Source organism: Sinorhizobium sp. GQ132, assembly GCF_059758575.1.
In genome coordinates this window covers 80918-102995 of record NZ_JCAXDX010000007.1, presented here as the reverse complement: position 1 = coordinate 102995, position 22078 = coordinate 80918, and the positions used below count along the sequence as shown (strand labels likewise).

Below are 22078 nucleotides of genomic sequence, written 5' to 3'. Positions count from 1 at the left end.
ATGCTTCGATTGAAAACAGGAGACTGGCGGTTCGAGCGAAAGAATCTCGATCGCGTGCAGGCATATGGCGGTCGCTTTCGCAGAGACGCGCGAGGAGGGGCAAGGAGCATGACGAGCGCAGGCACGATAGAGGATGCGAAGGGCCCTGCGGAACTGCGCCTGTTGCTACGTCAGATGCTCGGCGAAGATATCGTGCTGAGCGAAACCGAGGAAATGCTCCGTTACTGCCGCGACTGGCATGGCGACGTAACCAGCGGCACCGTGGCGGTGATTCGCCCGCGCTCGACGGAGCAGGTGGTGGCGGCCGTGAAGGCCTGCCGTGAGCTTGGGCTTTCGATCGTGCCGCAGGGCGGCAATACCGGCCTCGTGCTCGGCGCGATCCCTGATGCTCCGGAGAGGCAGGTCGTGCTTTCTCTCTCTCGCATGAACCGCATCCGCAAGGTCGATGCGGCCGACTTTTCGGCGGTGGTCGAGTCCGGCTGCATCCTGTCCGAACTCAAGGATGCGATTGCGGAGATGGGCATGTTCTTTCCGCTTGCACTCGGTGCGCAGGGAAGCTGCCAGATCGGGGGAAATGTTTCGACGAATGCCGGCGGCATCAACGTGCTGCGCTACGGCATGACCCGCGAATTGGTGCTGGGACTTGAAGTGGTCCTCCCGGACGGCAGCATCCTCGAAGGTCTGTCGACGCTGAGAAAGGACAATCGCGGCATAGACTTGAAGCAGCTTTTCATCGGTGCGGAAGGAACGCTCGGCATCATCACCGCCGTCTCCATCAAGCTGACGCCCTATCCGGATCACGTGGCCACGGCGCTGCTCGGTCTTGCCTCCCTGGAAGATGCCATCAAGCTCTATCGCCGGGCGCGTCGGGACTGCTGCGACCTGATGTCGGCCTTCGAATTCATGCCGCCGCTCGCCTTCACCTTGGCGCAGGAGGCCATGCCCGATTTGCCGATCCCGATCTCGCCGGAATATCCAGCCTATGTGCTGATGGAGATTTCCGGCTCCGGCCTCGTCGATGTAGACGATCTGATGCAGCGCTTCCTCGAAGGTGTGATGGAGGAAGGGCTCGTCCTCGACGGAACGATCGCCGCCTCGCAGACGCAGGCGCGCAATCTTTGGTTGATCCGCGAGGGCATGAACGAAGGCCAGGCGAACCGCGGCGCTCATATGCGCACCGATATCTCCGTTCCGCTCTCACAGCTGGCATGCTTCGTAGAGGAGGCGGAAAGGGCGGTCTCCGACGCACTTCCCGGCGCCGTCAGCGTTTCCTATGGCCATGTCGGCGACGGCAATGTGCATCTCAACGTCCTGCCGCCGGCCGGCAGTACGCCCGACGAGCGGATTGAATTGATCTACAAGGCCAAGACGGTCGTGAACGAGGTGCTCGATCGCTATACCGGAAGCATCAGCGCCGAGCACGGTATCGGGCGCCTGAAGCGACCGGATTTCGACTCCAGGCTGCCGGAGACCCGCCGAAAGCTGTTGAAGGCGCTCAAGCATGCCGTTGACCCGGAGATGATCATGAATCCCGGTTGTCAACTGAGATTCTAAAAGGGAGAGCAATCTTGGCGGCAATGGATTTCGGCCAGATCAGCAGGAGCGAGCATTTGCCCGCGCGCATCGCGGCGAAGATCGGCAGGGAGATCACCGAAGGACGTATCGCACCCGGAGAGAAACTGCCGACGGAGCATCTACTCGCCACGACCTTCGGTGTCAGCCGCTCGGTGGTGCGGGAGGCGATAGCTCAATTGCGAAATGAGGGCCTGGTGGAAACGCGCCAGGGCGTCGGCGCCTTCGCCACGGAAATCGAGCGCCGGCAATCGCTTCGCATAGAGCAGGGTGATCTCGCCAATCGGGGAAGTTTCCGGGATCTGTTTCAGCTCCGCATTCCGCTTGAGGTGGAGGCGGCCCGGCTTGCGGCGATCCATCATACACCGCAGGAATTGGGCAGGATCGACGAGGCGTTGCAGCAGATGACCGGCGCGGAAAAATGGACGGAGCAGGGGATCGTCGCCGACCTCGCATTTCATCGGGCGATTGCGGCGGCCACCCATAACGAATATTTCCTGCTTTTCATCGGATTCATCGCCGAGCGGATCAGCCTGGCGATCAACGCGGCACGCGCCGCTGCAATACTTGAGGAGATCGTCGAAGTCACGATTGCGGAACATGTCTCTATCCGAGATGGCGTGGCGGCGCGGGATCCGGCCAGGGCCGAGGAGGCGATGCGCAACCATCTGAACGGGGCGGCGGCCCGCCTGGACCTGACGATTGAAAGCTTCTCGTCCTGAGGTTCGGGTCGGGCGGCGCAGCCCGTGAGGGGCGCATCAGACTTTACTTACCAACGGCCTAGACATGGCCAAAAAGTCATACTAGAAGCAGGTCATCTCGTTGTCAGACATCCTGACAATAGGAGACCCGTACCTTCGAGGTACGAGATGAGCGGAGGATTTCTCGTGAGTTTCGAACAGGCACTGAGCGCTGAATCAATCCAGCCCGCGGACGCATCCGGCGCGATGCTCGTCGGGCGCGTCTGGTCCAAAACCGCCGGCGGACCTTGCCCGGTCCTGATCTCGGATGGAGAGGTTTTCGACCTGACGCCACTGGCGGCAACGATTTCCGAGCTTCTCGAGATCGACGGCCTTGTCGACGCGTTGCGCGACCCGTCGCGCTTTGCCAGCCTGGGCTCTCTCGATGCATTCCTCCGTGGCGAGGCGGGCGATCTTCTGGCGCCTGCCGATCTGCAGGCCGTCAAGGCGGCTGGCGTCACCTTTGCGGACAGCATGCTGGAGCGGGTGATCGAGGAGCAGGCCAAGGGCGATCCGCTGCGCGCGCAGGAAATTCGCGGCCGGCTGGCCCCCGTCCTCGGCGACAATCTCAAAGGCCTCGTCGCCGGCTCCGACAAGGCCGCCGAGGTCAAGAAACTGCTCCAGGAGCTTGGTCTTTGGTCGCAGTACCTCGAAGTGGGTATCGGCCCCGATGCTGAAATCTTCACCAAGGCGCAGCCCATGTCTTCGGTCGGTTGTGGTGCTTATATCGGTATCCACCCCAAATCCGACTGGAACAATCCGGAGCCGGAGGTGGTGCTTGCCGTCACGTCGAAGGGCAGGATCGTCGGTGCGACGCTCGGCAACGACGTCAATCTTCGGGACTTCGAAGGCCGCTCCGCACTGCTTCTCAGCAAGGCGAAGGACAATAATGCGTCCTGCTCGATCGGCCCGTTCATCCGGCTCTTCGACGGTGCTTTCACGATCGAGGACGTGAAACAGGCGGAAGTCTCGCTCGTCGTCGACGGCAAAGAAGGTTTCAAGATGACCGGCGTCAGCCCGATGTCGGCCATCAGCCGCAGCCCGGAAGACCTCGTTTCGCAACTTCTCAACGACAACCACCAGTATCCGGATGGCGTGGTCTTCTTCCTCGGAACGATGTTTGCGCCAGTGAAGGATCGTCGGGGCGCCGGGCTCGGTTTCACCCATGAAATCGGAGACCGGGTCGAGATCTCGACGCCGCGCCTCGGACGCCTCGTGAATTGGGTCGATCATAGCGACCGCTGCCCGAAATGGAGCTTCGGCCTGGGCGCTCTGATGAAGAACCTGGCCGAACGCGGGCTCTTGCAGGCGAAACGGGAGGGCTAGATGCAAAAAGCGATCGATACGTTCTATAAACTGCTCGAGCTGCTCTTGATCGTGCTGCTCGCAGGCATGGCGGTGATGGTGTTCCTGAACGTCGTGCTGCGCTACGGCTTCAATTCGGGCATCAACGTCTCGGACGAGATGTCACGGTATTTCTTCGTGTGGCTCACCTTCATCGGTGCGGTTGTCACCTTCCGTGAAAATTCGCACGTCGGGGTCGAGACCTTGGTCTCGCTGTTCGGCCGCAAGGGCCGCATCATCTGCATGATTCTCTCCAATATCGTCGTCATCGCCGTGTCGGCGATCTTCTTCTGGGGCACCTGGAAGCAATCGCCGATCAATGCGTCGATGGCCGCACCCGTTACCGGCATCTCGATGCTGTGGGTCTATGGGATCGGATATTTCACCGGAGCGGGCGTGGTCCTGATCGCGCTCGAGCGCCTATTCCGCCTGCTGACGGGGCGCGTCACGGAAGAAGAAATCGCCGCCTTCGCCGGTGAAAACATGTCTCTCGAGCAGCTGGCGGAGCGCACTTAATGACCCTTGTCGTCTTCATCGTTTCGCTGCTCGGCGCCATGGCAATCGGCGTGCCGGTTGCCTTCTCGCTGATGTTCTGCGGCGTCATGCTCATGTGGTACATGGGCATGTTTAACACCCAGATCATCGCTCAAAACATGATCGCGGGCGCCGATACATTCACGCTCCTCGCCATCCCCTTCTTCATTCTCGCCGGTGAATTGATGAACGCCGGCGGATTGTCGCGTCGCATCATCGATTTCGCAATCGCCTGTGTCGGTCATATACGCGGCGGTCTCGGCATCGTTGCCATCATGGCGGCCGTGATCATGGCAAGTATCTCGGGTTCGGCGGCAGCCGACACCGCGGCACTTGCGGCAATCCTGATTCCGATGATGGCGAAGGCCGGCTACAACGTTCCCCGGTCTGCGGGCCTGATCGCTGCAGGTGGTGTCATTGCCCCCGTCATCCCCCCTTCCATGGCCTTCATCGTGTTCGGAGTGGCGGCGAACGTCTCGATTACGCAGCTCTTCATGGCAGGCATCGTGCCCGGTCTCATCATGGGTATCGCCCTTGTCGGCACGTGGCTGCTGGTTGTGCGGAAGGATGATATCCAGCCGCTTCCACGCACGCCGGCGAGCGAGCGGCTCCGCGCCACCGGGCGGGCCCTTTGGGCTCTTGGCATGCCGGTCATCATCCTCGGCGGCATCAAGGCCGGCGTCGTGACGCCGACCGAAGCTGCCGTGGTTGCCGCAGTCTACGCCCTCTTCGTCGGCATGTTCATTTATCGGGAACTCAAGCCCCGTGACCTGCCGGGTGTCATACTCCAGGCGGCGAAGACCACCGCTGTGATCATGTTCCTCGTTTGCGCCGCGCTCGTTTCCTCGTGGCTGATCACTGCAGCGAACATACCAGCGGAAATCACCGGCTTCATCTCTCCGCTGATCGACCGCCCGACGCTTCTGATGCTCGTCATCATGCTGGTCGTATTGGTGGTGGGCACCGCACTCGACCTTACGCCCACGATCCTGATCCTGACGCCGGTGCTCATGCCGATCATCAAGCAGGCCGGAATCGATCCTGTCTATTTCGGTGTCCTGTTCATCATGAATACCTGCATAGGGCTGCTGACCCCACCAGTCGGCGTCGTATTGAACGTCGTCAGCGGCGTCGGCCGGGTTCCGCTCGGCAAGGTAATTGTCGGCGTGACGCCATTTCTGATAGCCCAAATACTCGTGCTTCTCCTTCTGGTCCTGTTCCCGGACATCGTCATCGTGCCCGCACGCTGGCTCCATTAGAAGGGCCTTAACCCGCAACCCCTCACCAACAATCCAAGGGAGGATACCCCGTGAGAAAACTGCTTCTTGCCACGACTGCCATCGCTTTCGGTCTTTCGGCCGCGGCGCCGGCTTTCGCCGAGTTCAACGACCGCAACATCCGCGTGTCGAACGGCATCAACGAAGACCATCCGGTCGGTAACGGCATCAAGGCGATGCAGGCCTGTCTCGATCAGAAATCCGGTGGCAAGCTGAAGCTCACCGCTTTCTGGGGCGGCGCGCTCGGCGGCGACCTTCAGGCGACGCAGGCCCTGCGCTCCGGCGTGCAGGAGGCCGTCGTCACCTCGTCCTCGCCGCTCGTCGGCATCATACCGGCACTCGGCGTATTCGATCTGCCGTTCCTCTTCGGCAACGCTCAGGAAGCCTACACGGTGCTCGATGGCGATTTCGGCGACATGATGAACGAGAAGCTGGAAGCAGCCGGCCTGGTCAATCTCGCCTACTGGGAAAACGGCTTCCGTAACCTGTCGAACTCGGTTCGTCCTGTCACCAAGTGGGAAGACTTCGAAGGGATGAAGGTTCGCGTGATGCAGAACAACATCTTCCTCGACACCTTCCAGAACCTCGGTGCCAACGCCACTCCGATGGCTTTCGGCGAAGTCTTCTCGGCGCTCGAAACCAAGGCGATCGATGCGCAGGAAAACCCCTATGTGACGATCGATACGTCGAAGTTCTTCGAAGTGCAGAAGTACGTGACCGAGACGAACCACGCTTATACGCCCTTCCTCTTCCTGTTCTCGAAGCCGATCTTCGACAGCTATACGCCGGAAGAGCAGGCAGCACTGCGTGAATGCGCAGTCGTCGGCCGCGATGAGGAGCGCAAGGTCATCCAGGAGCTCAACAAGAAGTCGCTGAAGAAGATCAAGGAAGCTGGTCTCGAAGTGAATACCCTGTCTGCGGAAGAACAGGCTCGCATCCGCGAGAAGTCCATGGTCGTCTATGAAAAGCACAAGGCTGAGATCGGTGCCGACGTGGTAGACGCCATTCTCGCCAAGCTGGAAGAGATCCGCAAGTAAACAACAAAACAGGCTGCGTCACGGAGCGTGGCCTTTCTCTATGCTTCCGGGAAACCCGCGGCCGTCCGGCCGCGGGTTTTATCCGATTAGGATGATTGTCCGGTAGGGGCTGATCGATATAGCCTACGGAGCGATTCTTCGCTTCAACCTGCAGGCATATGGAAACGTCGCTTTATCTCCCCGTCAAAGGCTTTCTCGAAAAGGCAGGTTACGTCGTCAAGGGCGAGATTGACGGCTGCGATCTCGTCGGCCTGAGCGACGACGATCCGCGCGTGGTCGTGATCTGCGAACTGAAGCTGCGCTTCAATCTGGAGCTCATACTGCAGGCCGTCGATCGCGCCGCTGTCGCGGACGAGGTCTGGATCGCGGCGCGGGTCTCGGCCAAGGGAAAAGGTCGCGAGGCCGATAAACGCTACCGCGATCTCTGTCGCAGGCTCGGGATTGGCATGCTCGGCATTTCCGATGCCGGCGACGTCAGCGTGATCGTTGGCTCCGTATCGCCGATGCCGCGCACCAATCCGAAACGGCGTTCGAAGCTCATGCGCGAACACCAGAGGCGGCGCGGCGATCCAGCAATAGGCGGGAGCACGCGCGCGCCTGTCATGACCGCGTACCGCCAGCAGGCGCTCGGCTGTGCGCTGGCGCTGGCATCAGGCCCGCTGCGCGTGCGTGAAGTCAGATCCGGCGTGCCGGATGCCGGGAAGATACTGCTTTCGAATGTCTATGGCTGGTTTGAACGGCTCGACAGAGGCGTCTATGGCCTGACGGAGGCCGGACGGGAAGCATTGCAGCGGTGGCCGCAGCAGGACACGCAGGAAAAAACGGCCGTCCCGGCATGATTTTTTGCCGACGCGCTGAGCGCATGTGAGGTGCTCCATCGCATTATCGGTGGGTATGAGCATGGGGGAGGTGTTCACAGGGCAACCGGCGCTTTAGAGTTGGAGCACCTTAACGATGGGGACCGGATGACCTCTCAGCTCGACATGTTTGCCCGAGATGTGCGACCAGCAGCCGCGAGAACCGAGCGAAGCCGGGCCCGCTGGCAGGCATCGACCTCCCTTTCCGAAACCGAGATGCTTGCCGCGTTGAAGGCAACGGGTCGCTACAGGATATTGCGAAAGCTTGAAGCCCGCACGGTCGTGTCCGATGTGAGACCCGGCTTTCCCCTGAGGGGCGTCATCCTCGACACCGAGACAACCGGCCTCGATGCCCGCAGATGCGAGGTCATCGAGATCGGGCTGGTCGCATTCACCTACAACGCAGAGGGTGAGATCGGCGATGTGGTCGCTGTTTATGGCGGTTTGCAGCAGCCGACCATCGCCATTCCGCCCGACATCACCCGGCTGACGGGTATTACCGATGCCATGGTCGCCGGCCAGTCGATCGATATTGCTGCAGTCCAAGCGATCGTTGGGCCTGCGGATCTCATCATCGCCCACAATGCCGGCTTCGATCGGCCGTTTTGCGAGGCGCTTTCGGATGTGTTTGTCCGCAAGGCCTGGGCATGCTCGGTCTCCGAAATCGATTGGAGCGGGCGAGGTTTCGAAGGCACGAAGCTCGGCTATCTGATCGGTCAGAGCGGACATTTCCATGACGGGCATCGGGCTGTGGATGACTGCTTCGCTCTCCTCGAGGTGCTTGAGCAGTCTGCGGACGGTGCCAAGCTGCCGCCGTTTGCCGAACTCTACAAAGCGAGCCAGCGTTCACGGGTCAGGATTTTCGCGGAGAATGCGCCGTTCGACCTGAAGGACGTGCTGAAGGCTCGCGGGTACCGCTGGTCTGACGGCAGCGACGGCCGCCCAAAATCATGGTGGACCGAGGTCGCCGAGGAGGAGCTCGAGGCTGAACTCGGCTTCCTTCGGAAGGAAATCTATCGCTGGGACGAGGCAGATCCTCCGACGCAGCGGCTGACGGCGTTCGACAGATACCGAGCGCGAAGATAATCGAGCATCGCGCATCCTACGCCGAGCGAAGACCGTAAAGCCTTGCAATGTCTTCCCGCATGAATGGCACCCGATCCTTGTCGACCTGTTCCTGATAGGTCCGGGCATATTGATGGCCGGAATAGACGGCGGCGGCGATCAGGCCTGGCGCGAGGCAGTCGCCGAGGCGGGTGACGGTCTTGATGCCGGCATCGGCCCACTCGTCTTCGCGTGCTTTGAGTTCCAGCCACAGCGTTTCGTCCGGCAGGCGGGCGGTGACCGGGACGAGAGTGGCGCAATCGACCGGACGGGTCCTGCCGCTGTAGACGCAGGATAGTTCCAGCTGGTCTTTCGTCCGACCGGCGAGGGCCATGGCCGTGACGATCTCGACGCCGAGATCGATGAGGCGCTTCTGGATACGTGCCTGCTCCAGCGTGTTCCTGCTCCAGGGCGAAACCTGGGATTCCGGCGTTATGAAGGTGACCGTGCGTCCCCTCCTGGCGAGCAGTTCGGCGAGCACGCTGCCCATGTAGAAGCAGTCGTCGTCGAAGACGATGACGGGGCCGTCGGCGGGCACCGCCTCGGCGCCCCCGGAGAGAATTGCGTCGGGAGAGACGAGGATGCCTTTCGAAAGAAAATCGAGCGGCGCCCGGTGGGTGCGGCCAACGCCGTCGGTGCGCCAACTCGCTCCGGTCGCGATCGCCACATGGGGGATGCCGTATTGCAATATGTCGGCGGCCGAAAGCGGACTGTGCAGGTAAAGCTCGGCATTGACGCGGGTGCTGAGTTGGCCGATGCGCCAGTCGCGCACGCGGCCCCAGGTCGCAAGACCGGGTAAGCGACATTCGCGCGCAACGCGACCGCCCCATTCGCCGCCGCCTTCCGCCAGCGTGACATCGACGCCGCGCTGGGCAAGCGCCCGTGCCGCTTCCAGGCCCGCCGGTCCGCCGCCGATGATGAGGGCGGGTTCGGGATTTTCGGACACGGCGATGGTCTCCGGATGCCAACCCTTGCGCCATTCCTCGCCGACCGTCGGGTTCTGCGTGCAGCGCATCGGCACGTTGGTATTGTCGCCTGAGGTGCAGATGTTGCAGCCGATGCATTCGCGGATGTCATCGATGCGCCCCTCCTCTATCTTCTTCGGGAGGAAGGGATCGGCGATCGACGGGCGCGCGGCCCCGATGAAGTCCAAAATGCCCTGCTTGATAACCCGCACCATGCTGTCCGGTGACGTATAACGGCCGACGCCGACCACCGGCTTGGTGGTGACGGATTTGACGAAGCGGATATAGGGCTCCTGGTAGCCTTCCTCGGAGAAACGCGCCGTCTGGCTATCGTTCGACCAGTCGGAGAGATTGACGTCCCAAAGGTCCGGAAGTTCGCCGAGCGCCGAAATGATGTCTTTCCCCTCTCCCTCGCAGGTGATCCCGGAAGGGCCAATCAGTTCGTCGACGGCAAGGCGCACCGCGAGCGCACAGGTGTCACCGATCGCCTCGCGCACATCATCGAGAATCTCTCGGAACAGGCGGAGCCGGTTGTCGAAGGAGCCGCCATATTCGTCGCTGCGGTCGTTATGGCGGCGGGACAGGAAGTGCTGCAACACGCTCATGTCATGGCCGGCATAGAGATAGACGATGTCGAAGCCGGCCTTTTTGGCGCGAAGCGCGGCATTGCGATACCAGCGGCGCATGTCGCGGATGTCGGCCTTATCCATTGCGCGCGCCTGGACGGGATCGAGGCTGTCGCTGACGGCGTGCGAGGGAGCGAGCGGGATCATCCGGCTGAAACGGTTGGCGACGTGAAGGCCGTTGTGCACGAGCTGGATGGCCGCGAGGCTGCCATGGGCGTGGATACGTTCCGTGACGGCGGAAAGGGCCGGCAGATCGCCGTCGTCCCAAAGACGAGCTTCGTTGGCTGGCGTCAGGTCCGATGTGGGGTGGATTTCCGCCTCCTGGGTGGAGACGACCGCCCAACCGCCTTCCGCCTTCGTGCCGCGCAACTGTGCTTCCGCATTGGGGTAGCGGTAGCCCATGCCGGAACAGTGGGGCACCTGATAGAAGCGGTTGCGCGCCGTGACTGGGCCGATCTTGACGGGTTCGAAGAGAATATCGAAGCGGGTGTCTCGGGACATTTCCTTGGATCCTGAAGGGAGCTGCGTCCACCGCGCCGGAGCGCCGCGGTTGGGGTGGCGGCAAGATATCGGGAACCTTCCGTCAGGCAAGAGATTTGTTATACGAGTGTATAATATTATGCTGCGGCGTAGTTTTGGATGTGGTCCGGTTCGCATCCCTTCAATGCGGCCGACAGGGACCAACGCACCAGCGCCGAACTTCTTCGGCGCTCGCCGCGAGCATTTCAACCCAAGGCGCTTTCCGGATTCACCGGGTTGGTCGGGCCACCAAATCGTGAAGCTGCCGGCCGAGTATGCCGTCGGTATCGGCAAGATCGAGCACGACGCTCATGTGGTTGAGATCAGGAACAGGGAGCAGTTCGGCACTTTCGTCCCGGGCACGCAGCAGCTCACATAGCCCGGCCGCCTGACTCTGGAATGGCGTCGTCTCGTCCGCGCCATAGGCGATGACGCGCGTCGGGCAGGGGAGCTGCGAGCTGGTGAGAGGGGACCATGCGGCAGCTTCCATCGGCGTCATTTCGGCTTCGTGTCGAAGGAAGCTGTCCGGTATGCCCGACAGGTCGTAGATTCCGCTCAGAAGCAGCAAGCCGTGAAGCGTCGGCAGGGAGGGCGGATAGGCTTCCTCGGGCCCGGTTGCTGCGAGGAAGGAAGCAAGATGCGCGCCTGCCGAATGACCGCTGACGGTCAGTCGCGCAGGATCCGCGCCGAAATCGCTTGCGTGGGCCTGAAGCCAGAGCACCGATCGCCGAACCTGATCCACCAGCACGTCCAAGCGGCTGCGAGGCATCAGGTCGTATTCCACCAGGGCCGCAATGCCGCCCGCCGCAAGAACCGGTGCAGCGACGAAACGATAGTTGATCTTTTCGCCGGAGCGCCAATATCCGCCGTGAACGAACACATGCAGGGGCGCGCCGGCCTGCAGGCGCTCCGGCAAGATGACATCCAGGACCTCGCGGGCGCCGGCGCCGTACGGTATGTCTGCCCGCACATCGGCGCGCGCCGATAGGGCCCGGCTGCGTTCGGCGAACTCTGCGGCGATGGTGTCGAAATCGGGCACGAAGTCGCGAATGCGGTAAAGGTCCTGTGCTGTCATCGTCTGCTCCGCCGATCAATAATCAACTGCATAATATTTCGGCTCCATGAATTCCAGAATGCCGGTCACGCCGCCTTCGCGGCCAAGGCCGCTCTGTTTAACGCCGCCGAAGGGAGCGGCGGGGTCTGACATCAGGCCCCTGTTGATGCCGAGCATGCCGGTTTCGATGCGCTTGCCGACCGTCATCGCACGTTTGAGATCGCGGCTGTAGATGTACGCGGCGAGGCCATACTCGGTATTGTTTGCGAGGCGGATCGCCTCGTCGTCGCTTTCGAACTTATAGACAGGCGCGACCGGTCCGAAGATTTCCTCACGTGCGATCGACGCGTTTGCGGGGACGTTTTCGAGTACCGTCGGCGGATAGAAGTACCCGTTTTCCATAAGCGGTTTGCCGCCGGTCGTTGCCCGCGCACCCGCGGCGAGTGCCTCTGAGACGAGCCGGTCGATCTTGCGGACGGCGTTTTGCGTGATCATCGGTCCACATTGCGTCTCGGGATCGTAGCCGGGACCGATCTTCAGTGACATCATCCGCGCCGTGAGGCCGGCGACAAACGCATCATGGATGCCCGCCTGGACATAGAAGCGATTGGCGGCAGTGCAGGCTTCTCCAGCGTTTCGCATCTTGGCGATCATCGCACCGTCGAGTGCCGCCTCGAGGTCCGCGTCGTCGAACACGATGAAGGGCGCGTTGCCGCCGAGCTCCATCGAGCAGCTGACGACCGACTTGGCGGCTTCGGCAAGCAGAACGCGGCCAACGCCGGTCGAGCCGGTGAATGAAAGCTTACGAACGCGCGAATCGGCGAGCATCGCATTCGTCATTCCGCCTGGATTGCTTGTGGTCAGCACGTTGACGACGCCAGGCGGAACGCCCGCCTCTTCGCCGAGTCGGGCCATGGCGTAGGCCGTCAACGGCGTCTCCGAGGCAGGTTTCAGGATCACAGTGCAGCCGGCGGCAAGCGCGGGCCCGATCTTGCGCGTCGCCATAGCGGCGGGGAAATTCCAGGGCGTGATCAGGACGGCAATGCCGATCGGCTCATGGTCAACGAGGATGTTGTGCGACCCGGAGGGAGTGCGCCGGAATTCGCCCGGAATCCGGGTCGCCTCTTCAGCGTACCAGCGGAAGAATTCGGCGGCATAAGCGACTTCGCCGCGTGCGTCGACCAGGGCCTTGCCGTTTTCCAGTGCGATGAGAGTTGCAAGCTCCTCGGCGTGCTGTGTCATCAGCTGATACCAGCGTCGCAGGATTTCCGAGCGCTGGCGAGCTGGAGTGGCGCGCCACCCTGCGGCAGCGGCATGCGCGGCATCGACTGCGCGCTGTGCGTCCTCGATGGAAGCGTCGGCGACCTCGGCCAGCAGATTACCGGTCGAAGGGTCGAGAACGGTTATTCCGCTGCCGCTTTGCCATTTGCCGCCGATGTAGAGGCCCGCGGCATGCAGGGCGGGATCGGCGTAGCCGGAAAACTTGGCATAGAAGGTCATGGAGGGTCCTTTCGACTCAGTTCAGGCGCGAGCGGTCGCCGCAATGGGCGGCGGCGACGAGGTTGCGCATCTCGTGCGGGTTCAGGGGGCGGGGATTGTTCTGGATGAGGCGTGCGATACCCGAGCTTTGTTCCGCCACCCAGTCGATCCGGTCTTCCTCGAGGCCGAGATCCCGCAGCGTGGCGGGAATGCCGATGCGTTCGAAGAGCGAAACGAGGGCAGGGATCACTTCATCCGGTCCGCCGAGCCCGGCCGCATGCGCGATCTGCGCGAGTTCGTCGCGGATGAGCGGCGCATTCCAGGTCATGACATAGGGCATGAGACAGGCGACCCCGAGGCCATGCGCCGTATGGGTGAGCGCGCCGACGGGGTACTGGATGGCGTGGGCCGCGGCAGTGCCCGCCACCCCGAAAGCAAGACCGGCGAGCGTTGCGCCGAGCATCACCTTTTCGCGCGCGCCGGCGTCGGCGCCGTCCTTGCAGGCTCTCTCCAGCCCCTGCCACAGGAGGGTAATGGCGCCAAGGGCAAAGTGATCGGAAAGCGCGTTTTTACCGACGAAGACGCGCTGCTGCGCGATACCGGGGACGGGCTCGCGCCGGATGGCCGTAAAGGCTTCAATCGCATGCGTCAGGGCGTCCGCGCCGGCGATTGCAGTCAGGCCGGATGGGCAGGAGAGGGTGAGTTCGGGGTCGCAGATCGATACCGCCGGGATCAGGTGCGGACTTGAAATGCCAACTTTCAGGCTACGCTCGGCATCCGAAAGCACGGCGACGGGCGTCACCTCCGAGCCGGTGCCGGCGGTGGTGGGAATGGCGATCAATGACATCACTGGGCCCGGGACGGCATGTTCGCCATAATAGTCCTGTGGCCGCCCGCCGTGGGTAAGGAGGAGGGCGACGCATTTCGCCATGTCGAGACAGGACCCGCCACCGATGCCGATGACGAGGTCCGCCGCAAAGCCCCTGGCCGCGGCAGCGCTCGCGATGGCCGATTCTACGGGGACGTCCGGCAGGGTGGAACTGTCCACCATCGCCTCAAGCCCTGCCTCCTCGAGTCGCCGCACCAGCGTAAGCAGGTCGGCATCCACTGCAAGGCGCGTGTCGGTGACGATCAGCGCGCGCCGGCCGAGCTTGGCGGCGATGCCGCCAAGGGCATGGCGCTGCCCGGCGCCGAAAAGCAGTTCGCGCGGCGCCCTTAGTGTGCCGAATAGGTTCATTCCGTATGTCCTCCGATGAATTCAGCGACCTCGAGGGCCGTAAGTTGGTCGAAAAGCGGCCGCGGCAGTTCGATGCCCGTCTTCGCTGCTGCAGCGCGGCGTGCGCGTGCCCCGTCTCCCGGAATGGCGACTGGTTGCGCAGGGTCGAGCGGGCGGGATAGGCGCAGGCGGTCGAGATAGGCGGCAAGTTCCGGTGTGCTACCCGCGCCTGCCGAGGGATCGATCAGAATGAAAAGGTCGCCTTTATTGGCGAGATGAATGTCGTCGAGCGTTCCATGCACATCAGGCGCCAGATTGGATCCGGCAAGCGCCGCGACAAGAAGCTCGATCGCAAGGCCCAGACCATATCCCTTCGCGTCGCCGAACGGTGCGATCGCCCCTGCCTGTGCCGCGTGCGGATCGGTTGTGGCGCGACCGTCTCGGTCCACTGCCCAGCCGGCGGGGATCGCTAGACCGCGCATCGCATGGTTGTTGATCTTGCCCATGGAAACGATGCTGGTTGCGAGATCCAGCACGAAAGGGCGGTCACCCGCAGGAATGCCGATTGCGACCGGATTGGTGCCGACCATGGCTTGCGTTCCGCCGAATGGGTGCACGAGCGCTTCGCTGGTCGACATGACAATGCCGATCAGGCCGTCTCTTGCGGCGGCCTCCGCATAATAGGCAAGCATTCCCATGTGATTGGCGTTGCGGATCGCGGCGATGGCGAGCCCCGTCTCCTTAAGGACGCGTTGCGTGACGAGCATGGCGTTCATCATCACGACCGGGCCCAGGCCGCGTTCGCCGTCGACGCTCAGAAAGGAGTCCCTTTGCCAGACTCCCTTTCCACGCGTCGTGGGGTTCGCAAGCCCTTTATCCAGCCGGGACAGAAGCAACGGCAGGCGTTGCAGGCCGTGGGAGGGCAGTCCGCGCAGCTCGGCCTCCACGAGGAGGTCGGCCTGGAGACGGGCGGAGTCGGCTGGAACACCCCGCTTATCGAGTAGAGCGACGGCCAAATTCCTCAACCGATCGGGCGAGAGCCTCATCCAAAAATCCTATATCAGATCATATACGATATTGTATTTGACATGCGATATGTTATTTGCAACAAAACCTGGTATGTCAATAAGCAGTCGGAGAATGGCAGTGGCAATTGCAGCGGAGCGGGCAGGCAGGAGCGGCGGTATCCGCCCGACGAGTGTGGTCGAAAGCGTCTATGACAGCATCTATCACCGGCTGATGGCGCTCGATATTGCGCCTGGTGCACGCATTCCGATCGATGTCCTCGCTCGCGAACTCGGCGTTTCCCAGACCCCGATCCGCGAGGCCCTGAGCCGCCTGGAACGCGAGGGCCTCGTTCGAAAGGAGCATCTGATCGGCTATAGTGCGGCCCCGCAATGGACGCGCAAGCAGTTCGAAGACCTCTATGCTTTTCGTCTGCTGATCGAACCCGAAGCGGCCCGGCTTGCCGCCGCCAACATGACTGCGGAGGCGCTCCAGCAGCTCGAGAATTCCGCGGCCGACATGGGCCACGGCGAGGCTCCGGTCGATCGTAACACGCGCTACTCCCGCTTTGCCCGCGCCGATGCGCAGTTCCATGACGCGATCCTGAAGATCGCCGGGAACGACGTGATCCGCAGCACGCTGTCGAACCAGCATGTCCATCTGCACATCTTCCGGCTGATGTTCCACATCCGGGTGACTCAGGAGGCGCTCGAAGAGCATGAGAGTCTGCTGGCTGCCTTCCGGGCGCGCGATCCGCAGGCCGCATACGATGCCATGCGCGTCCACATCGAACGCTCGCGCGATCGTTTGCTTTCGGCTTTCGAATGAACGCGGTCCTGCCTTCCAATGCGGTCGCGCCGCTGCCAAACCCTGCTGTTGTCGCACTCGCGGCAGAGGGCCTTGGCAAAGCCTACGGTCCGATTACCGTCCTTTCGGATGTCACGCTTGAGGTTCGCGCTGGAGAGGTTCACGCCATTATTGGTGAGAACGGCGCCGGAAAATCGACGCTGATGAAGCTCCTTTCCGGCCATGTTGCCCCGACGGCCGGCCACCTGCTCCTGGAGGGGAAGTCGATCGAGTTCCGAAACGCGGTGGAGGCGGAGAATGCCGGCATCGTACTCGTGCACCAGGAAATCCTGCTCGCTGCGGACCTCACCGTCGCGGAAAACCTGTATCTGGGTCGCGAGGTCGGCCGCGGTCTGCTGGTCGATGACAAGGCGATGAACAGTCGTGCCGCCGAACTCCTCGCGCGGGTCGGTTCAGCGGCCCGGCCGCGCGACCGTGTGGGTGAGTTGCCGCTCGCCCAGCGCCAGCTCGTGCAGATCGCGCGCGCCCTCCTGGACGAGCGAAAGGTCGTCATCTTCGACGAGCCGACTGCGGTTCTCGCAAACGACGAAGTGGTGGCGCTGCTCGACATCGTCCGCAGCTTGCGCGATCACGGGGTTGCGGTGCTCTACATCTCCCATCGTCTCGATGAGGTTCAGGCGATTGCCGACCGGGTCACCGTGCTTCGCGACGGCCGCATGATCGGGACCTGGCCGGCGCCGGGCCTCGGCCAGCGTGAAATGGCGGAGCTGATGGTCGGGCGGGAGCTGGAAATGCTCTATCCGCATAAGCGCCCAACCGCGACTGCGGCTCCGATCCTTTCGGTCACCAACCTTGCCGTCGACCACGGCTCGCAGAAGGTCTCATTTAGCGTCAGGCCCGGCGAGGTGCTGGGTATCGGCGGCATGATCGGGGCGGGTCGTACCGAACTGATCGAGGGCCTGATGGGTCTTCGTCCGTCAGAGGTTGAAAGCATTGTCCTGAACGGCCGGCAGATCGGGAGCCGTTCCGTCGGCACCCTGATGGAGGCCGGCCTGGTTTACCTCACCGAGGACCGCAAGGGCAAAGGCCTGCTCCTGGAGGAGAAGCTCGGTCCCAACCTCACCCTGCAGGCGCTGGACACGATCAATCCGGGTGTCCTTCTGGACAAGCGGGGAGAGCTTTCCCGCCTTCGAAAGGCGGTGGCCGATTACGACATCCGCGTTCGCTCGCTCCGCCTCGAAGCCAGCCAGCTTTCGGGTGGGAACCAGCAGAAGCTGCTCCTCGCCAAGGTCATGATGGCCGACCCCTCGGTGATCATCATCGACGAGCCGACGCGCGGGATCGATATCGGCAACAAGAGCCAGATCTATGAATTCATCGACGGGATGGTGCGCGCCGGCAAGGCCTGCATCGTCATTTCGTCGGAAATGCCGGAACTGGTGGGTCTTTCCGACCGCGTTCTGGTGATGCGTGCCGGGAGGATCGTCGCTGAGCTGAGCGGCAACGAAATCAATGAGGAAAATGTCGTCTACGCCGCCACGACCGGTGGGCGCGCGGACGTCGGGGAGGAGAAACATGACCGCAGCGACAGCAACACTCGCACCCACTGACGACGGAGCGCGCATCCGTTGGGCCGATCTGGCGCCCTTCATCGCCCTTGCGGTGATCGTGCTGTTCGGGGCGCTGGTGAACTCCAATTTCGTGTCGTCGGCCAACCTGATCAACGTCATTACGCGGAGCGCCTTCATCGCGATCATCGCCGTCGGTGCGACCTTCGTTATCTCGTCCGGCGGGCTCGACCTGTCCGTGGGCTCGATGATGGCCTTCGTCACCGGTATCATGATCATGGCGATGAACCATCTCGCCCCGGCATTTGGAACCTGGGCGATTCCGATGGGAGCGGGCATCGCGCTGCTGGTGGGAGCGCTGTGCGGCCTGTTCAACGGGCTTATCGTGACCGTCGGGCGAATAGAGCCCTTCATCGTGACGCTGGGCACGATGGGCATTTTCCGCGCCTTCATCACCTTCATGACCGACGGCGGCTCGCTGCCTATCGATCGCAGTCTCCGGGAAGCCTATCGTCCGGTCTATTTCGGCAGCGTCTTCGGTATTCCTTATCCGGTGCTCATCACCTTCGTCGTCGTCGTGGCCGGCGCCTTCCTGCTCTACAAGACCAAGTATGGCCGCCGCTTGAAGTCGGCGGGATCGAATGTCGAGGTCGCGCGCTTTTCAGGCGTCAACGTCGCCGGAGTGCGTACCGTCGCTTACGTGATCCAGGGCTTCTGCGTCGCCGTCGCTGCGATCTGCTATGTGCCCCGCCTCGGCGCGGCGACGCCAACGACCGGACAGCTCTGGGAGCTGCAGGTCATCACCGCGGTCGTGATCGGCGGCACGCTGCTCCGCGGCGGGCGGGGACGCATCGGCGGCACGGTGGCCGGCGCCCTCATCCTCGAGGTGATCGCCAACGTCATGGTTCTGTCGGACATGGTCTCGGAATACCTCGTCGCCGCCGTTCAGGGAGCGATCATCATCGTCGCCATGCTGGCGCACCGCTTTACTGCCAACCGCTGAAAACAGCACCGACTTCGAAGGAGGAGAAAATGAAGTCTATTATCCGCAAGGCTGGACTCTTGTTATCGACGGCTACCCTGGTCCTGGCTCTGCCGCTGGGCAGCGCTCAGGCCCAGGAGAGGAACGTGACTGTCGCCGTCTCAATTCCGGCCGCAACGCATGGATGGACGGGAGGAGTCGTCTACCATGCAGAGCAGGCTGAGAAGGAGGTCGAGGCCGCCTTTCCGAATGTAGACGTCGTACTGTCGACCGCGTCATCGGCGACCGCGCAGGTCTCCGCGCTTGAAGACCTGTCGGCGACCCGGAAGCTCGACGCGCTGGTCATTCTGCCGTTTACGTCGGAAGAACTGACCGGACCGGTCGAGCAGATCAAGGAAAAGGGCACCTTCATTTCCGTGGTCGACCGTGGCCTCACCGACCCGACGATCCAGGACCTCTATGTCGCTGGCGACAACATCGCCGTGGGTGCCAATACGGCGTACTGGCTTTCCGATAAACTTGGCGGGGAGGGCGAGATCGTCGTCTTGCGCGGCATCCCGACCGTGATCGACGACGAACGCATCAAAGGCTTCTCGGACGTCATCAACAAGACGAACATCAAGATCCTCGATATCCAGTACGCCAACTGGAACCAGGACGAAGCCTTCAAGCTCATGCAGGACTATCTTGCAAAGTACCCGAAGATCGACGCCGTCTGGGCCAACGACGACGACATGTTGCTCGGCGTCATCGAGGCCGTCGACCGTGCGGGCCGCAAGGACGTCAAGTATGCCCTCGGCGGCAACGGCATGAAGCAAGTCATCGAAATGGTGAAGGAAGGCAATGAGCGCACACCGGTCTCGACTCCCTATCCGCCGTCGATGATCAAGTCGGCCATCTATATGACCGCGGCACAATTCGCCGGTCAGGCGCCGATGCGCGGTTCGTTCCTGCTCGGTGCACCGCTTATCACTCCGGAGAACGCCGACCAGTTCTACTTCCCCGATTCCCCATTCTGAGTGCCCGGCCTGCTGGCCGGGCATCGATCAGACACGAGAGCGGGGGGAGGAAAAATGTGTGCGGTTTCCACCCGCATCCCGTGTTTCGACTTATCCAAGGCAACAGGAGATATGACATGAGCGGCAAGAAGATCCTCATGCTAACCGGCGAATTCACCGAAGAGTATGAAATCTACGTCTTTCAAAAGGGCATGGAGGCCGTCGGCCACACGGTGCACGTCGTCTGCCCGGACAAAAAGGCGGGCGACCGTATCAAGACCTCACTGCACGACTTCGAGGGCGACCAGACCTACACGGAGAAGCTCGGCCATTACGCCGACATCAACAAGACCTTTTCCGAAGTGCGGGTCGAGGAATATGACGCTGTTTATGCAGCCGGCGGACGCGGCCCCGAATATATCCGCACCGACAAGCGCGTCCAGGACATGGTGCGGCACTTCCACGACACGGGCAAGCCGATCTTCACGATCTGCCATGGGGTGCAGATCCTCATGGCTGTGCCTGGCGTGCTGAAGGGCCGCAAGGTCGCCGGTCTTGGCGCCTGCGAGCCGGAGGTGACGGCTGTCGGTGGCATCTACATCGACGTGGAGCCCACCGGAGCTTATGTCGACGGCAACATGGTCTCGGCGAAGGGGTGGACGGGCCTCGCCGCTTTCATGCGCGAGTGCCTGAACGTGCTCGGCACGAAGATCACCCACACCTAATGGATCGAGGGTGAGATCGACAACTGCGCGCCCTCGGGTGGTCGGCCCGAGGGAGGTCGCAGCTAAAGCCAAACAGTGAGGTGCGCTCTGTTGTAGCAGGAGCAGTGGCTCGACCGGACGCCGCTCGTGCTTGTCGAACACGTGCTTCATATTCTTGAAGCGCGGCTGACTACTTTCGCAGAATTTTCTCCATCGCTTTCCCCTTCGCGAGTTCATCGATCAGTTTGTCTAGGTAGCGGATTTCCCGCATAGTCCCATCCTGGATTTCTTCCACGCGGACGCCGCAGATCACCCCTGTAATCAACGATCGGGAGGGATTCATCCGAGGTGCTTGCGCAAAGAAGTTCTCAAAGTTGGTGTTCTTCGCCAGCTGATCGTCCAAGGCCTTTTGGCCATACCCCGTCAGCCAACAGATGATTTCATCGACCTCTGCCTTCGTGCGTCCTTTCTTCTCCGCCTTGGCGACATAGTAGGGATAGACGCTCGCGACGCTAACCGAATAGATGCGATGCTTCTCCATGTGTCCTCCTGAGGCTTCGCGAGACAGTGATTGATGACCAATGTCCTTTTGCTTACCTTAGTTCAACGCCTTGAGATTTCCGGTTTGCGGGGACCCCTGCCATTCAAGCCGCCATGTCGCGCCTTGCCTGAGGTTTTGACGGAGCGAGGGATGAATGGCGACGGCGCAGGTGCGCCCTTCGAACCCCGCCTATGATCGAGATCGTGAACCCGGGACACCCCTTTAGTGTTCGTGGTGTCGGTGAAACCGGAATCACGCCGCCGCTGCCGGCTATTGACTGTGGTCCGGGCTGTGCCGCCTCGCCGACGGCAACGAAGTTGTCGAGGTGGAGGCGGGCAATGTCGGAGAAGTGCTCTATGCGCTCGTCAGGGCGCATCCGGGGCTGGCGCCGGCGGTCAAAGCCGGAACCTCCGTCATGATAGATGGCCAGATCAGCGTTAGCCGTTTCACGCCCGTCTCGCCGGATAGCGCAATTCATCTTCTCCAGCAACTAAAGGGCGGATGGGCGGACCCGTGACTGGTTCAGGGTGCAGGCCGACCCCACCTAAAACCATAGCCATCTAACGTTGGATGTGGACACTCTTGGTGTACAGATAAATATCAAGGTGGGCTAACCTTCCCTTTGCGCCATATCCACTCATCTTCGCGCCATTAAAGTCCATCAATGGATCAATTTTCCTGCACCTTTGCAAAGCTCCTCTTCAGGAGCGGTTGGCTCTTCAATCCACAACGGGATGGTATGTCTAACGGCGGCCTCCATCTGCGACCGCTACGCAAAGTGTCCAGAGGACGGAGAGCACGAACACTTTCGCCCCGATCTTCACCCTTTCGTAGATGTCGGTGACGTCCTCGTTCGTCATGCCAAAGCAGCCTGACGATGAGGAACGCCCGACACTTTCCGGCTCGTTCGACCCATGAATGCGGTAGAGAGTGTTACCCAGATAGAGGACCCGCGCGCCGAGCGGATTGTCAGGCCCGCTGTCCATATGCGTCGGCAGGTTCAATCTTCGGGCGCGCATGTCCGCCGGCGGGCGCCAATCCGGCCAGGGGCTGCGACGTTGACGGTCAATGTAGGGTCATTTTCGAGGGGCGTTTCCCGGTTCGGTGTTTGCCGCGGCCAGGATTCGGCACCGCCTACAACAACAGTAT

General features: G+C 61.9%; 19 protein-coding genes and 1 pseudogene. 13 read left to right on the top strand and 7 right to left on the bottom strand.

Features of this window, described 5'->3' with window-relative positions:
• Positions 1-108 precede the first annotated feature (108 nt).
• The 8 genes from AC6CIG_RS18805 (at position 109) to AC6CIG_RS18770 (ending at position 8447) form a co-directional block, all read left to right on the top strand.
• On the top strand, positions 109-1554 hold the full coding sequence (locus AC6CIG_RS18805) for an FAD-binding oxidoreductase (protein WP_498323400.1): 1446 nt from the start codon (positions 109-111) through the stop codon (positions 1552-1554).
• A gap of 14 nt (positions 1555-1568) precedes the next feature.
• Entirely contained in the window at positions 1569-2294 is a 726-nt protein-coding gene (locus AC6CIG_RS18800) for a FadR/GntR family transcriptional regulator (protein ID WP_102762105.1), read from the top strand.
• Between the two features lie 147 nt (positions 2295-2441).
• A complete protein-coding gene (locus tag AC6CIG_RS18795; protein ID WP_100673508.1) occupies positions 2442-3638 on the top strand; it encodes a fumarylacetoacetate hydrolase family protein in 1197 nt (398 codons plus the stop codon).
• Positions 3639-4172 (top strand): TRAP transporter small permease, encoded by a 534-nt coding sequence (locus AC6CIG_RS18790; RefSeq protein ID WP_018096421.1) that lies wholly within the window; start codon positions 3639-3641, stop codon positions 4170-4172.
• Entirely contained in the window at positions 4172-5449 is a 1278-nt protein-coding gene (locus AC6CIG_RS18785; protein ID WP_102762108.1) for a TRAP transporter large permease, read from the top strand. The genes AC6CIG_RS18790 and AC6CIG_RS18785 overlap by 1 nt, the downstream gene beginning before the upstream one ends.
• A 50-nt stretch (positions 5450-5499) precedes the next feature.
• Positions 5500-6504: a TRAP transporter substrate-binding protein gene (locus tag AC6CIG_RS18780; protein ID WP_498323397.1), complete on the top strand. Its 1005-nt coding sequence runs from the start codon at positions 5500-5502 to the stop codon at positions 6502-6504.
• A gap of 158 nt (positions 6505-6662) precedes the next feature.
• Positions 6663-7343 carry a DUF2161 domain-containing phosphodiesterase gene (locus AC6CIG_RS18775; protein ID WP_498323395.1) on the top strand — a complete coding sequence of 227 codons (681 nt, stop codon included), beginning with the start codon at positions 6663-6665 and terminating at the stop codon, positions 7341-7343.
• A 126-nt stretch (positions 7344-7469) separates the two neighbouring features.
• Positions 7470-8447, top strand: coding sequence for a 3'-5' exonuclease (locus AC6CIG_RS18770; RefSeq protein WP_498323393.1), 978 nt, complete (start codon positions 7470-7472; stop codon positions 8445-8447).
• A 16-nt stretch (positions 8448-8463) separates the two neighbouring features.
• Here AC6CIG_RS18770 and AC6CIG_RS18765 read toward each other — a convergent pair whose 3' ends face one another.
• From AC6CIG_RS18765 to AC6CIG_RS18745, 5 genes are all read right to left on the bottom strand, one after another.
• A complete protein-coding gene (locus tag AC6CIG_RS18765) occupies positions 8464-10557 on the bottom strand; it encodes an oxidoreductase (RefSeq protein WP_018096416.1) in 2094 nt (697 codons plus the stop codon).
• 247 nt (positions 10558-10804) lie between these two features.
• Positions 10805-11650 (bottom strand): alpha/beta hydrolase, encoded by an 846-nt coding sequence (locus AC6CIG_RS18760; protein WP_498323392.1) that lies wholly within the window; start codon positions 11648-11650, stop codon positions 10805-10807.
• Positions 11651-11665: 15 nt separating this feature from the next.
• Positions 11666-13129 carry an NAD-dependent succinate-semialdehyde dehydrogenase gene (locus AC6CIG_RS18755; protein ID WP_498323390.1) on the bottom strand — a complete coding sequence of 488 codons (1464 nt, stop codon included), beginning with the start codon at positions 13127-13129 and terminating at the stop codon, positions 11666-11668.
• Between the two features lie 16 nt (positions 13130-13145).
• Entirely contained in the window at positions 13146-14345 is a 1200-nt protein-coding gene (locus AC6CIG_RS18750; protein WP_498323388.1) for an iron-containing alcohol dehydrogenase, read from the bottom strand.
• A complete protein-coding gene (locus AC6CIG_RS18745) occupies positions 14342-15370 on the bottom strand; it encodes an Ldh family oxidoreductase (RefSeq protein WP_498323387.1) in 1029 nt (342 codons plus the stop codon). Before AC6CIG_RS18745 ends, AC6CIG_RS18750 begins: the two co-directional genes overlap by 4 nt.
• Before the next feature lie 94 nt (positions 15371-15464).
• Here AC6CIG_RS18745 and AC6CIG_RS18740 point away from each other — a divergent pair, with 94 nt between their 5' ends.
• The 5 genes from AC6CIG_RS18740 (at position 15465) to AC6CIG_RS18720 (ending at position 20409) form a co-directional block, all read left to right on the top strand.
• Positions 15465-16157: a GntR family transcriptional regulator gene (locus tag AC6CIG_RS18740; RefSeq protein ID WP_018096411.1), complete on the top strand. Its 693-nt coding sequence runs from the start codon at positions 15465-15467 to the stop codon at positions 16155-16157.
• On the top strand, positions 16154-17746 hold the full coding sequence (locus tag AC6CIG_RS18735; protein WP_498323386.1) for a sugar ABC transporter ATP-binding protein: 1593 nt from the start codon (positions 16154-16156) through the stop codon (positions 17744-17746). The genes AC6CIG_RS18740 and AC6CIG_RS18735 overlap by 4 nt, the downstream gene beginning before the upstream one ends.
• Positions 17712-18707, top strand: coding sequence for an ABC transporter permease (locus AC6CIG_RS18730; RefSeq protein WP_100673495.1), 996 nt, complete (start codon positions 17712-17714; stop codon positions 18705-18707). Before AC6CIG_RS18735 ends, AC6CIG_RS18730 begins: the two co-directional genes overlap by 35 nt.
• A 29-nt stretch (positions 18708-18736) precedes the next feature.
• On the top strand, positions 18737-19705 hold the full coding sequence (locus AC6CIG_RS18725) for a substrate-binding domain-containing protein (RefSeq protein WP_498323385.1): 969 nt from the start codon (positions 18737-18739) through the stop codon (positions 19703-19705).
• 116 nt (positions 19706-19821) lie between these two features.
• Positions 19822-20409 carry a DJ-1/PfpI family protein gene (locus tag AC6CIG_RS18720; protein WP_018096406.1) on the top strand — a complete coding sequence of 196 codons (588 nt, stop codon included), beginning with the start codon at positions 19822-19824 and terminating at the stop codon, positions 20407-20409.
• A gap of 169 nt (positions 20410-20578) precedes the next feature.
• Here the strand turns inward: AC6CIG_RS18720 and AC6CIG_RS18715 are convergent, their stop codons facing one another.
• Positions 20579-20929 carry a DUF2200 domain-containing protein gene (locus tag AC6CIG_RS18715; protein ID WP_498323383.1) on the bottom strand — a complete coding sequence of 117 codons (351 nt, stop codon included), beginning with the start codon at positions 20927-20929 and terminating at the stop codon, positions 20579-20581.
• 743 nt (positions 20930-21672) lie between these two features.
• Positions 21673-21984 (bottom strand): annotated as a pseudogene (locus tag AC6CIG_RS18710) (L,D-transpeptidase); the annotation flags it as partial.
• Positions 21985-22078 lie beyond the last annotated feature (94 nt).